Raw genomic sequence first — 14513 nt, forward strand, 5'->3', positions numbered from 1 at the left:
CATGCAACCACTATTAAATATTGCCATTACTGCCGCACGCCTTGCCGGCGATATCATTGTCCGTCATTTAGAGCAACTCGATCGAATTAAGATCACGGCAAAGAGCAGCGAGGAATATTTTACTGAAGTGGATATTAAGGCCGAACAAGCCATTATTCATACTATCCATAAAGCTTATCCCGAGCATGGCATTATTGCTGAAGAAAGCGGTATTCATAATGATAATGCAGACTCTGTATGGATTATTGATCCGCTTGATGGCACAACCAACTATATGCATGGTTTTCCCTTCTTTTCAGTATCGATTGCCCATAAAGTAAAAAACCGCATTGAGCATGCCGTTGTCTATGACCCCATGCGCCATGAATGCTTTTCAGCCAGCCGCGGCCGTGGTGCACAATTAAATGATCGACGTATTCGAGTCTCGAAACAAACACAATTAAATGCCGCCCTACTCGGTACAGGTTTTCCTTTCCGCAATACTGCCATGGCACAACGCTATTTACCCACGTTTGAAGCATTAATTGGCAAATGTGCTGGTGTTAGACGTACTGGCTCCGCTGCCTTGGATTTAGCGTACGTAGCGAGCGGTAGATTAGATGGCTTTTGGGAGTTTGGTCTTCGTCCCTGGGACATCGCAGCGGGCAGTTTGATTGTCAAAGAAGCGGGGGGGTTGATTAGTGACCTGCAGGGCGGCGAAACCTACATGAAACAAGGTGATGTTGTCGCTGGCACTCCCAAAATCTTCAAATCATTGCTGCAAACGTTTATGCCAATAATCAAGAGTTAATCACATTAGTTGATCCATACCCGATCACCGACATGCCGTGCACATAGCATGGCAGGCGTTATTTATTTGGCGCTTAGGCAATTTTACTCTCTAAACCGTCTGCTTCGATGGCACTAAAAATAGTATTGATCACCAATATAGTGAGTAGTACTGATTAAGTTGCTCTTTCTTAGGAACACTATTTACTATAATTATACTAATGGAATTATCCTGTAATAGGGATCAATTATGAGAAGATATCACAGTATTCTTCGCATTGATGAATCACTCGATGACGAAGGAATAAAAAAGTTACTTCATTCTCATCCCTATAAACTTATAGTAAAAAAGACCAATGAACAGTTCACTGTATTTTTTATCATCGATGGCCAAATTAGCAAACAACAATTAAACCCCGACGATCTTCAAAGCTTCGCCAGTGAAATCCCCAAACAGGCCAACCAGGAATCATACAATAGCTCGTTAATAGAACTGCTGGAAACCATCCTAAAGATACCCGCCTTACCTGAAACAGACACCATGGTTCAATTTAAAGGGGGATGGGAAAAAATACTCGACTATCTTGATAAGAAATTTGAAGGACAAGGCGATCTGGTCAATTATCTAACAATCGATAAGGTGATCAATACTTATAAAAATGAGTTTAACTTTTTATATAAATTGGCAGAATTTCTCCTATTTAATTATAAAAAATTAAGCGATGAGTATAAGAAAAAAAATCGTTTACCGGATCGTATAGAGGGAGTAATTGATAAAATAATAACGCTGATGTTGAATTTTATTGAAAAAGATCCAAATTTACTTATCAGTCACAACGTAAGTAGTATAATTGTTAGAAAAATTTTAGAAAAAACCGAAGAGACAAACCCTGCGCTTTTCGAGAAAATTTTGCATCGATATTTACCGAAAATTTTAAGAAATCCCCATAACCAAACTGCATTCGCCTTAAAATTCCATAGTTTTAATCACGCGCGTGCAGAACTAGAAAAGACTGATGCCTTAGAACTCCCTCAAGAATGCATATTTGCTCACCAAGGTCCCTGGCCTGATCCTGATCCCAGAATAGTGCAAGTGCCAGGTAATATGTTTCAGGCAGAAAAGGATCTTGAGTTAGGCTATACCCTATTCCTACCCAGAAACACAAGACCAAAAGCCATCCTAATTTGGGTTTATGGCGGGAATACAGCCAATGAAATTAATACACTGACAGGTCAATTAGCTGATATTGACTTATATTTGCTTAATGAAGGCATCGCTGTAAGCTATTTAAATACCCCTGAACGAAAGTTGTATCCGGCAGTTACCGTTAATCAATTAGAAGCATCAAAAACGGGGCAAGCCGCAGTCAATCAGACTATCTCTTGTTACGTAAAACAAGTTAAGGAAAATCCAGCTGATCTTCATGAGAAGTGCAAGGTTCTGCATGGCATCCCTGTTTTCTTGATAGGATTCAGTTTTGGGGGAGGTACTGTGTTACGTTACAAGCAACTATGTGATGATCCCAACATTGATGGCTTTATAAGCATTAATGGCGCCCTTTCTCTTGAGAAAATACAATTGCATGAGCGTCAAATAATGTCCAACCGTTGGACGAATCCAGCAAAAGAAGCAATAAGCTGGTTATCTCCTGAGGCCCTGCTTCGTAAAAAAGAAACAGTAAAACCAGCATTAATGGTACAAAATATTAAGGATACGAATTCAAATGTTCTTAATACGCTTTCATTCTTTAAGAAAGCTCTAAAGGTACAAATTCCTGAATTAAAGGTTTATTTATTCGATGATGATACTAACGCTTCACATGATAATTTTGATCATGAGATCCCTCGAAGAGGGAACCGCTCCTTTGTAAAGCTAGCCCATGCCATCTGCGATTTTATCCTGAAAGGGGATTTTGATAAGAAGGACTCCTTAACCCTGGAAGAAACAAAGATAAAAATGTTGATTTACACCTATAATAAGAGCCTTTCCATGCGATTTGTTTCTTATGTATATTGTTATTACCCACAGGATTTTGAACAAGCAGCAGAAATAATTACAGCTAAATATGAGCCAGTCCTGGCAGCACTCTATTATGTCAATCAACTTTTTAAACGTAGGGATGAAACCCTTAAGACCACTGTAGAAGCTGATGTTCAGAGATTGGGTGAATCAGGTTCTGCTGGTCAATACAGCGAACATTTTGAGAAATACCTGACCCTCTATTTATATTTCTCTATTTCCAGCTCACTGAACTTCCTACATTACGATAAAATTCAAAAATTTGTAGAGATGGTCAAAAATAGTAACGAAGCGCTCTCTTGCTTTCTTACTATTTATGAAGATATTGATTCTATTGTGAATGCACAATCCCTTCATCTGATTGAAAATTTATATATCTGTGTCCCAAGCCTCCTTCCAGCAGATATTTATAAACAGGAGGGTTTCTTACAATTTAAAGAAGAAGCTCTACAAAAATTTTCACAAGTCATGTCAAAATTAGAGCATGCCCGGATGTCTCAAGACACACTTTTATCCGAATTGAATTTTCATTAAATATCTGGTGATTTCCCGGAAGATAGTACGGGATTTACAAGCAAGCATCGCAAAAAAACCGGAAATCAAAATTATCGATGCAGGGCTGTATTATCTTAACCATGATTGAAATGACTGGGGAGAGACTCTATAATCCCGCCTCATAACATCATTACAGGATATAGAATGCAAGCAGCCGATACCTTAACCGCTGAAGATTATTCCAAGGCAATGAATCTATTGGGGCAAAATTTACTGTCCGCATTAACCCAGTCTATAGAAAAACTGCCACAACCACTCCGTAATCGTAAAGTGGTATCCCAGGCTTTGTCCGCATTCATTGCTAATCTTGTTTATAAACAATTTCCTGGCGATCAAGAGTCACGCCAGCAAATGCTTGATGAACTTACCATGCTTATACAACTACAATTAGACAGCATCACACAACTTTCTGAACCTGCGTAATAATAAATCAACCTAAAATCCCCCGCCGCAAGCGGGGGAATTCCAAACTAATGAACCAATACGCTTTCCACCATCCGTCGTAGCATCGTAGGAAGCAAGGGTTTTACATAAATCTGGTTCGCCCCTAAAGCCAAACATTGCTGGCCTAACGCCTCATCCACATGTGCAGAGATAACAATCACGGGTGTATTGCCATTTAAGGGATTACGACGAATTAAAGGTAGTAACTCTTCGCCTGGTTTATCCGGTAAACCCAAATCGAGCAGGATGCAATGGAAAGGCTGCTTTGACAGGCAGTCGAGGGCTTCTGCCGCTGTCGCTGCCAAAACGGGTTGATACTCGTTGAGTAAGGACAGATAAATGTGCTGACAAACAAAATCATCTTCAACGATTAACAGTTGTGAGTAGGACATCATTTTTCCTTGTTTTTGTTGCTAGGTTGAAGGTCGGCGGACCGTAGCCCGGGTTTCACTTCGTTGCACCCAGGCTACAGACAGCTGTGTAGTGTTGGGCGCTTCGCCCAACAGCGCTAGTCGGCGGGAGGGAGTTTGAGGTAATCCTTCGCAAACGCCTTAAGGAACTGCTCCTCTTTCAGCGCGTAATACGTACAAAGGTTTTTTTTACTGATTGAATGATTCATCCTGATTCCTTTTTTCAAGGTGAGCGATAGCCCGGGTAAGACAGAAAAAGACCCTACCCGTGCGTCGAGATCTCAAAAATCCATACAGGCCCGCCAGCTTTTTATGAACAATAAAAAGCCATCAAGCCGGATGCTTAAGAGATAACACCAGGTGAATAAAGGGTTTTCTTGTGGACGAACCATTGAAAAATGGACGCGAAATCGTCTAGTATGACGTCAACCATAGTTTACCTCGTCTGTAAATTGTGGCCAGCTGGTAGTTGGGACTGCCATCCCTTCTATCAGCGCTTGTACAACTGCATTGAAATGTCGCAAAATGCCTAATAATCTTATGGTATTCCGTGGTGAGTTGCAACTGAAAATTTAGAGTGTTTTCAGGAACTCACTACAGGAAATACTTTTCAATCCTGCTGGATTTCACCTTTTTACTCATCGCGGAGAGTGGATAAGAAGAGCAAATTGGTTTTTATTCCTAATTCGCCTGCGATTCGGTGTAGGTACCTGAAATGGTTTTGGAGTAAACGCACACTGAATCAACAGAAACGCTATCCTCAAGACCATGTTGTTTAAGTTGTTTTGCACAGTAAAGAAAAATATCCTTCGCTATATTTTCGTACGAGATGACATACTCTGTCGCGTAAATCTTGATCCTGTGCTTTTCAACCAGGACTTCTATATCCGCATAAAGCGGATCCAGTTTATGCAACAGGAAAGAGTGATCTAACGCTTTAATTTTCTCTTTCATTAAATTTTTTAATATGTCTGTATCCAGGATAAATCCTGTTTCATCTAACTCATGACCTTTTAAACTAATATCAAAATGCAAGGTATGGCCATGTATTTGAAATTCGGGACACATGTCATTCAGGTCATAATGATCTTTTCCACGCGTCTGCGCACGTCCTTTCTTCCAATTTCTCTCTGCTACATCTATCTTAAATGTTTTAGTAATAATATAGGTCATGATTGCACCCCAAATAGCCAGGTTATTACATGATAGCAACTTACTTATTGACTCCTTTATGGAAATCACTTGCATCGATATGTTTAGAATACAAAGAACCCCAGCAATATTGATTATCCCAGTAGCCTATTACTGTTTCTTTGGTATGATCAAAAAAAACAACTTCATTTAATTTTGTTTTGATTTCTTTACCATTGAGAACAAAGGTTTGCTGAGCCACACCTTCAAAAATACTAATGTTTTTATTAGCAGTAGGCACAGCTCGTTTTATTTGATAATCACTGACTTTATGATTGTCTTCTTTACCTCCAGACATTTTAATGTTGGAAGGCATATTTTCTACTGTGGCCTTATTGTCATAACTAAGATAGAGGGGCTTCATAATGTCTTTGCATTGGTCCTTAGTCATTACTTTCTCATTCGCTGTATGTGTATGGCTAAAAACGATCTGTTTATAAAATGTTTGAGAATAACCAGGCACTACGATTAAGCTAAGGGTCATGGTAGTGAACAATCCTGTTATTTTTTTCATTTATACACTCCTTGTCCAATGAAGAATAAGGACAGGGTACCCGTGTCAAGAACCCATTTGATTCTTAAAAGGTGCTCTGCCCTGTCAAATTCGCTTTACGAGTCTATTGTTAAAATATAGTCTAATTTTTCAAATTAGCGCCCCAGTGCGGGTTTGAAGAAGCCGTGTAGCCTGGTCACCTGGGTTGCAGGCAACCAGGTTGCTTTACGCTGGTTGAGGAAGATCTTTAGTTCGATTACGCGAGTTAATTAATAAGCGATGATCTCGTTGATAGACATCATCCCAAAAATGTAACACACCCTCCTCGTTGACCCAGGCTGTAATATAAGTCACACGAATAGGAATAGGATTTGCCAACTTAAAACTGACCGTACGTCCAGATTCTAATAGTTGTTTAATATCTGGTAATTGAACCTTAATCGAATCCTCATGTTTAGCAATTTTTTCAAAAAGGGTTAACGGGTTTTCCAAACGGACACAACCTGAGCTAAAGAAGCGCTTTTCCTTGTTAAATAATTCTTTTGCAGGCGTATCGTGCAAATAGACCGAGTGAGAATTAGCGAAGTGAAATTTAATTTGTCCCAAGGCATTCTTTGAGCCAGGATCCTGGCGAAACAAATAGGTGCTTGGGTTAATAGCGACATCAGACCAGCGAATTTTATTTAATGGAATTTCATTTTTTAATGAATCCCTATGAAAAACCCGAATGTGCTGTTCTCCCAGATAGCCTGGATTAGTCAGTGCTTTTGGAATCAGATCTTGCCTGACTATGGTGGGCGGTACATTCCAATAAGGATTGATAATAATATGAGTTACTTCAGAATCTATTTCCGGCGTTGCCCGCGTGGGCTTACCCACAATAACACGTGAGGTTATTTTGGTCTTATGCTTACTGACATAACGTAAACGATAGTCTGGAACATTAATCCATATGTATTTAGGGGTAACCTGCTTACTAAATGTTTTCCAGCGCGCTATGTTAATATAAATCTGCTGCAACCGCTTTTGTGGTGAAATATTTAAGGCGTTCAATGTATCCTTCCCTACAATACCATCAGCTAAAATACCATGCCTTTCCTGAAATACCTGGACAGCCTTTTCCAATTCTTTATCAAAATAGGCATCATTCATCGAGGCAGAGGTTGGGAGCTCCCCTGTCTTTTGTAATCGCTTACGGAGGGTGATAACCGCATTATCTCGACAACCAATTCGTAATGCCTTATCCGTTACAATTGCCTGCCAAGGGTTCTTTACTGCGTCAAGATAAAGAGGAATAAATTTTTCTAATTGCTGATAAGGGGTATCCAGGGGGCGATTAATTGGGTCTGCGTAGACCTTGATGCCTGCTAAAACCCATGCAAAGCACAATACGCCAACCCCCTTTAACCATTGCCGCTTATCAAACTCAACCATCGGGCTTATCCTCTATATGTTCTGACATTCATTGAGGCAGCGATTTTGCGAGGGCGCCAGGGGATTGTCAACAACATTGAAAGTGAACAGTCTGTGGTTACCTTATAGACTTAAAATAATCAATGGGTTAAATCCTGCTCTGTTGATATAGGTTGCAAAAATCAACTAAAGTAAACTAAGGTCATATTATCTTGCACCAGGATGTGCAAGTGCTTAAAAGAAATTAAAACAAATGCGAATTAAAACCACATTGATAGTCCTCTGTCTTCTCCTATCCTCACCGAGTTATGCCGCGCTGATATTGGTACCCTCATGTTTAAGCCACCTTATATTCTATCCCCGCACAATAGCTTTGATATTGATTTAGCGAAATTACTTTGCGAGCGCCTGCAAGAACAATGTAGATCTATTCCAATGGGTATGAATGCACTCTACAAAGGATTAGAAGAAGGGGAAGTTGATTTGGCAATGGGGGGTATTCCGGTTTCTTATGCCCTTAAAATAAACTTTATTTTTAGTTTGCCTTATATGCTAAGTAAAGGACAGTTTTTAGTACTGAAAGAGAACCCCATTCATTCCGTCAATGGATTACAAGGACAAACTGTTGGTGTTTTGCGAAACATACTCAATGGAGGCGTGTTTTATAATTATCTCCTGAATGATTACCAGAAACGATTTCAAATTACTCTGTATGAAGACGTTGAAGACGTGTTGGCTGATTTAAATAATCATTCAATCGCTGCAGCCTTTCTTGATCGTTCATCAGTCAATTACTGGGTTCAAGAGGGTAGCGCACAATTTAAGCCCCTAGGAAGAATACACACCATTGGAAATGGTATAGCAATCCTGGCATTACCAAAAAATAAAAAGTTAATTGAGCGTATCAACGTAATATTAGAAGACATAGAAAAAGATAGTACCTATCTTAAATTATATGGGATCTATTTTTCGAACGAGTAAATTGGATGCGTCAACTCTAATAAACTTAAATCCTGTAATTTTCTGGCCAGAATCCCTTCTATTTTTGTCCTTTAACACAAGATGATTCAATTTATCGCGAGCTTATTTCACCTTGAGAGTCAATAATTACCCCCCTGCGACAGAGTGACCATATATAAATCACAATGGATTATTAGTAAACGAAACGATATAATGCGCGATTTATGTACTTTGAGTTAAATATGGCAAATTCAAAAGAGCTTCTCTTACTTGCTCAAGCAAAAAATTATGAAAAACTTCGTGAGCTTATAACAACGCGTCAAAATACAGTGCACCAAATAGCTCTAATCTATGCATTAGATGGAAACCATGACAAAGTGGAAGAGTACCGAACTAAGCATCAAGCTTCAGTCCATGAAATCGTACAAGGCTATGCTCTGGCCTGCAACCATGACAAGGTAGAAGAGTACCGAACCAGGCATCGGGCTTCAGTAAACATGATTGCCAGAGCCTATGCTGGGGCTGGAAACCATGACAAAGTGGAAGAGTACCGAAGCAGGCATCAGGCTTCAGTACACATGATTGCCAGAGCCTATGCTGGGGTTGGAAACCATGACAAAGTGGAAGAGTACCGAACCAGGCATCATGCTTCGATACATGCAATTGTTAAAGGCTATGCCCAAGGGGGCAACCATGACAAGGTAGAAGAGTACCGAACCAGGCATCAGGCTTCAGTCCATGACATCGCCGCAGGCTATGTTCAAGGGGGCAACCATGACAAGGTAGAAGAGTACCGAACTAAGCATCAAGCTTCAGTCCATGAAATCGCACAAGGCTATGCTCTGGCCGGCAACCATGACAAGGTAGAAGAGTACCGAACTAAGCATCAAGCTTCAGTAGACATGATTGCCAAAGCCTATGCTCAAGGCGGAAACCATGACAAAGTGGAAGAGTACCGAACCAGTCATCAGGCTTCAGTCCATGAAATCGCCGTAATCTATGCTCTGGCCGGCTACCATGCCAAGGTAGAAGAGTACCGAACCAGACATCAGGCTTCAGTTCATGTAATTGCCAAAGCCTATGCTCTGGCCGGCAACCATGACAAAGTGGAAGAGTACCGAACTAAGCATCAAGCTTCAGTAGACATGATTGCCAAAGCCTATGCTCAAGGCGGAAACCATGACAAAGTGGAAGAGTACCGAACCAGTCATCAGGCTTCAGTCCATGAAATCGCCGTAATCTATGCTCTGGCCGGCTACCATGCCAAGGTAGAAGAGTACCGAACCAGACATCAGGCTTCAGTTCATGTAATTGCCAAAGCCTATGCTCTGGCCGGCAACCATGACAAAGTGGAAGAGTACCGAACCAGGCATCAGGCTTCGATATATGCAATTGTTAAAGGCTATGCTCAAGGGGGCAACCATGACAAGGTAGAAGAGTACCGAACCAGACATCAGGCTTCAGTCGATGAAATCGCAAACGGCTATGCTCTGGCCGACAACCATGCCAAGGTAGAAGAGTACCGAGCTAAGCATCAGGCTTCAGTCCATAAAATCGCAAGAGGCTATGCTCTGGCCGGCAACCATGACAAAGTAGAAGAGTACCGAACCAGGCATCAAGCTTCAGTCCATGAAATCGCAAGAGGCTATGCTGTAGCCGGCTACCATGACAAAGTAGAAGAGTACCGAACCAGGTATCAAGCTTCAGTCCATACAATTGCCAAAGGCTATGCTCTGGCCGGCTACCATGACAAGGTGGAAGAATACCGAAGCAGACATCAGGCTTCAGTCCATGAAATCGTCCAAGGCTATGCTCAAGGGTGGGGGGGCAACCATGCCAAAGTAGAAGAGTACCGAAGCATGCATCAGGCTTCAGTCCATACAATTGCCAAAGGCTATGCTCTGGCCGGCAACCATGACAAAGTGGAAGAGTACCGAACCAAACATTACGCTTTACTGTACACGATCATCCAAGCCTATGCCAAGGCTGGATACCATGACAAAGTGGAAGAGTACCGAACCAAAGATCGCTCTTCAGAGCTCCCGATCGTCGAAGCCTATGCCAAGGCTGGATACCATGACAAAGTGGAAGAGTACCGAACCAGGGATCAGACTTTAGTCTATGGAATCGCAAGAGGCTATGCTCTGGCCGGCAACCATGCCAAAGTAGAAGAGTACCGAACTAAGCATCAGGCTTCAGTCCATAAAATTGCCCAAGGCTATGCTCTGGCCGGCTACTATGACAAGGTAGAAGAGTACCGAACTAAGCATCAAGCTTCAGTCGATGAAATCGCAAGAAGCTATGCTCAGGCCGGCTACCATGACAAGGTGGAAGAATATCGAATTGTGCATGATGCTTCAGTACATGCAATTTTTCAAGGCTATTCTCTGGGCCACTACTATGCCAAGAAAGAAGAGTACCGAACCATGCATCAGGCTTCAGTCCATACAATTGCCAAAGGCTATGCTCTGGCCGGCAACCATGACAAAGTGGAAGAGTACCGAACTAAGCATCAGGCTTCAGTCCATGAAATCGTCCAAGGCTATGCTCAAGGCGGCAACCATGCCAAAGTAGAAGAGTACCGAAGCATGCATCAGGCTTCAGTCCATACAATTGCCAAAGGCTATGCTCTGGCCGGCAACCATGACAAAGTGGAAGAGTACCGAACTAAGCATCAGGCTTCAGTCCATGAAATCGTCCAAGGCTATGCTCAAGGCGACAACCATGCCAAAGTAGAAGAATACCGAATCAGGCATCAGGCTTCAGTAAACATGATTGCCAAAGCCTATGCTGAGGCTGGAAACCATGACAAAGTGGAAGAGTACCGAACCAGGCATCAGGCTTCAGTCGATGCAATCGCAAGAGGCTATGCTCTGGCCGGCAACCATGCCAAAGTAGAAGAATACCGAATCAGGCATCAGGCTTCAGTCCATGAAATCGCCGCAGGCTATGCTCAAGGCGGCAACCATGCCAAAGTAGAAGAATACCGAATCAGGCATCAGGCTTCAGTCCGTGGAATCATCCTAGGCTATGCTCGGGCTGGCAACCATGCCAAAGAGAAAGAATACAACGAACTTTCAGATGTCCTCGCCCCCCCGAGTATCCCGAGTATCCCGAGTATCCCGAGTATCCAGGGTGGCATCCATACCAAATATACGACAGGCAGTCCCCATCCGCGCCTGCCTAAATCACAGAAAGCCGTTAATGATACTAGCTCTATGCATCACAAACTGCCATTGACGCCGGTCTGCAACATGAGCCTAGCCTCCGGCTCATTTTACACTCACTCTATTACTACTCCTGCTTTCGGTGCAAAGCTTATCACCCAAAAGAAAGACATGGAATTTGCTTCACCTGCCCTATTTATTTGTGCTGGCCGCACAGTAAATGCGCTTGTTCCCCTTACTCAAAAGATTCGTTGCACGTTAATTTGTACTGAAGAAGAGAGCATCCAGTTATTACCTTACCTCTCCAGCCAGCTTGATTTATTAGTAATAAGTAAAATTGAGAGTAAATACTATGGCGTGTATAGCGAAGCAGGAAGTATCACAGCAAGAAGGCTTGCGGCCTTTTTGTTTGCTTATTACGCCCACTGCCCTCAGTTTGCCCTTCTGGACGATAATATTGCCAGCCTATCTTTCTCGCCGGAAATAATTCCTTCTGACTCATGGGATTCAGTAATGGATTTTTTAGGGCTTCAAACGGCAGAGCAAGCAAGTCTGAGTGTGGGAACCTTAGGCGGCCATAAAAAGAGACCAGGGGAACTTGGCTCTAAATTCTTTATGGTCAATATGCAACTCATCCGGCAAATGCTTCAAGCGGAAGAGGATTTATTCTGCCTCTTTCCTGAAGCAGCACAAGCAAAAAAATGGGGTGAAGATTATTATTTCCAGATTGTTCTACATTATTTATTTGCAGAACAAAATATTGCTGGCTATGGCATTCTGCCTTTAGAAAAAATCGGTTTATTTCGTTCCAAACAGCAGAAAAATTTATTTGCTGCCACAGGAAAAAAAGCGGAGCTATTTGAACTTCCCTGCCCAATTCAGGCTGTTCCCTCCCCCTTTCACGGAATTATTAAAGCCGCTATTAAAGAGCTAAATCAGATTATCGAAAAAAACTACAGGCATCATGAGGATTATGAAGGCTCCATGCAACAGGTTGATTTATTAAGCCTCCATGCCAAAGCGAATGGGCAACGTCTTGATTTAGTAGCATCAAGACCTTCGTTGGTTCAAAGTGCCGCTGAGTTTAAAACCTGTTTTGCTCAATTCATTCATGGGTATGATTTTGCAAGTACCCCTCTGCGCGGATACCAGGTTGAAGCCATTCAAGCGGCGGCAAGCTATTCAGGCCCTTCACGGCTTGTCATGGCGACGGGAAGTGGTAAAAGCCTTATTCAATCTACACTGGCATTGATGGCTTATCATACCGCAGCCGCAAATCAATCCGTCTTTATTGTCACCCCCCATATCGAACTCGTCATCCAGTTCTATCAGGATTTACTTCGCTATAATAACGCTTTGCAGCGAGAGAATAATCCTCTTTCAATTCCACAACAGCAGATCATCACCGTTTCCAGTCATACGCAAAGTATCAGTGCAATAGCGCTGCTTAAAAACCAACGCATTCACCAACAAAGCACTATCATTATTTGCTGTGAAGATAGTTTTAAAAAGCTTCTGGAAAGCCAGTCCATGATTCATCGGGCAGCTTTAATTCTTTTAGATGAATATCATGAATACACAGCAACAGTGAAAAACTTAATTGCAGAGCTTCCCTCTGATGCCCCCATGGTCATTGCCAGTAGTGCAACCCCTCCTAACCAGGACCTCATCAAAAATACGTTGTATTCATTTAGTCTTCAACAAGCACTTAATAGTCCTTTTCATGCGCCCTTAATTGTAGATACCATTAATATTCCTTACTCACTGGCCAATCTAAACCTTATCCTTAAATGGCTGCCGAAAATCCTGAGAAATCAGTATCACCCAGGATTTCAGGAAGGAGTTACTTTGGCTGAAACCAAAGGCCTTATTTATTTAAAATCCATCGAATTGTGTAACAAGGCACAAAAAATCCTGCGCGAAGCAGGGTTAAATGCTTATGCCATTCATAGTGATAATGCGCTTTCTCTTGAAGAGGTAAAACAATTTGTCCAAAGCAATCAACCAGGTATTCTACTCGCCGTAAGAAAACTTCGCTTTGGATTTGATTGCCCTGACTTGGCATGGGAGTTTATTTTACGTCCGCCCTCTCAACAGACAGCACGACAAGACATTGAGCAAATGCTAGGACGAGTGATTCGTCACTATCAAGACAAGCTTGGCTATGTGGTCACCTTTGAGGATATTTACAAGCAACACATCCATCCCCTTATCCAAAACCAGGAGAAATTACCTGCTCTTTCTACAGATTATCTAGCCAATGCGGATGCAAAAGAATACCATCTTCAGGATGATAGCTGTGTGGTGGTGGATTACGACCTCGCTGAAGCCCAAAAATATTCCGCCAGATTTTTCCAAACTCGCCCACCACGAACACGAAATGATAACCAATGCACTGGCGTGGCGTTAGACGTCGTGGATGAAAATCAACCAGAAATTCAAACTGTAAAAATAGGTTCTTTTACTCTTCCTATAGTAGAACTAACGCCCAAAAGCCCTGCTTTCTTCAGTACTCAAGCACAGTCCAATGATTCCATGATGAGATTACTTGCTGAGTTATACCAATCCGGTCACGCTGAAATCGAAGGAACAAGCTTAATTTTTTCAATTGATGAAACTATCAGAGAAGCAATGTACCAAGCCCTCCATGAGACTAAAATACTAGACGCGTTTGATTTTGAAATCATCCCCCAAAAAGAAACGCTTATACTAAACCTGAAACATTTTAGTCCTGATGCTGAATCCCATTTTTCTCTTTTCGGTGCGGCGCTTATTCATGACTACGTTAGGCATGACAATGAACCAAGAGCTTCGCAACCAAAGCGTCCTGCAAGTCCTCTTGACAGTAAAAAGAAAGCTAAAATGGAAGAAGATGAATCGATATCAGTGGCTTTTCGTACCCATTTAAACTTACGGGTTCCAGATAAAGAGAACGAAATGACTGAGGCTTTCACTAGGCCAGATGACCGTCCTTCTTTAACCCGTTGTTCTTAAAAAAGACGACGCTTAAAACTGCCTGTCGCCAGAGCGTGTTGACAATGATCCTGGTCAGGGTAGAAAAAATAATCGGAAAGAGAAAGAGGCCATGGCAA

The 14513-nt window shown here is 42.0% G+C and carries 9 protein-coding genes; 5 read left to right on the forward strand and 4 right to left on the reverse strand.

From position 1 onward, the window contains the following. Position 1: 1 nt before the first annotated feature. The 3 genes from DYC89_RS09870 to DYC89_RS09880 all read left to right on the forward strand — a co-directional run bounded on the left by DYC89_RS09870 (position 2) and on the right by DYC89_RS09880 (position 3766). Positions 2 to 790, forward strand: coding sequence for an inositol monophosphatase family protein (locus DYC89_RS09870; protein WP_115221626.1), 789 nt, complete (start codon positions 2 to 4; stop codon positions 788 to 790). Between the two features lie 228 nt (positions 791 to 1018). Beyond that, positions 1019 to 3322: an alpha/beta hydrolase family protein gene (locus DYC89_RS09875; RefSeq protein WP_115221627.1), complete on the forward strand. Its 2304-nt coding sequence runs from the start codon at positions 1019 to 1021 to the stop codon at positions 3320 to 3322. Positions 3323 to 3487: 165 nt separating this feature from the next. Further along, positions 3488 to 3766, forward strand: a complete 279-nt coding sequence (locus DYC89_RS09880; protein WP_115221628.1) for a hypothetical protein — start codon at positions 3488 to 3490, stop codon at positions 3764 to 3766. A gap of 47 nt (positions 3767 to 3813) precedes the next feature. Here DYC89_RS09880 and DYC89_RS09885 read toward each other — a convergent pair whose 3' ends face one another. The 4 genes from DYC89_RS09885 to DYC89_RS09900 form a co-directional block, all read right to left on the reverse strand. Beyond that, positions 3814 to 4182: a response regulator gene (locus DYC89_RS09885; protein WP_245953977.1), complete on the reverse strand. Its 369-nt coding sequence runs from the start codon at positions 4180 to 4182 to the stop codon at positions 3814 to 3816. 696 nt (positions 4183 to 4878) lie between these two features. After that, the gene (locus DYC89_RS09890; RefSeq protein WP_181879370.1) at positions 4879 to 5370 is read right to left on the reverse strand and encodes a 6-pyruvoyl trahydropterin synthase family protein; all 492 of its coding nucleotides are present in this window, start codon (positions 5368 to 5370) and stop codon (positions 4879 to 4881) included. Positions 5371 to 5410: 40 nt separating this feature from the next. Then, positions 5411 to 5902 carry a hypothetical protein gene (locus DYC89_RS09895; protein ID WP_115221631.1) on the reverse strand — a complete coding sequence of 164 codons (492 nt, stop codon included), beginning with the start codon at positions 5900 to 5902 and terminating at the stop codon, positions 5411 to 5413. A gap of 204 nt (positions 5903 to 6106) precedes the next feature. Then, a complete protein-coding gene (locus tag DYC89_RS09900) occupies positions 6107 to 7315 on the reverse strand; it encodes a L,D-transpeptidase family protein (protein ID WP_115221632.1) in 1209 nt (402 codons plus the stop codon). 312 nt (positions 7316 to 7627) lie between these two features. On the opposite strand from DYC89_RS09900, the gene DYC89_RS09905 reads away from it, so the two are divergent. Beyond that, positions 7628 to 8275 carry a transporter substrate-binding domain-containing protein gene (locus DYC89_RS09905; RefSeq protein ID WP_115221633.1) on the forward strand — a complete coding sequence of 216 codons (648 nt, stop codon included), beginning with the start codon at positions 7628 to 7630 and terminating at the stop codon, positions 8273 to 8275. Positions 8276 to 8496: 221 nt separating this feature from the next. After that, a complete protein-coding gene (locus DYC89_RS09910; RefSeq protein ID WP_181879371.1) occupies positions 8497 to 14415 on the forward strand; it encodes a DEAD/DEAH box helicase family protein in 5919 nt (1972 codons plus the stop codon). Positions 14416 to 14513 lie beyond the last annotated feature (98 nt).

The sequence above is a fragment of the Legionella donaldsonii genome, assembly GCF_900452385.1.
Classification (GTDB): domain Bacteria; phylum Pseudomonadota; class Gammaproteobacteria; order Legionellales; family Legionellaceae; genus Tatlockia; species Tatlockia donaldsonii.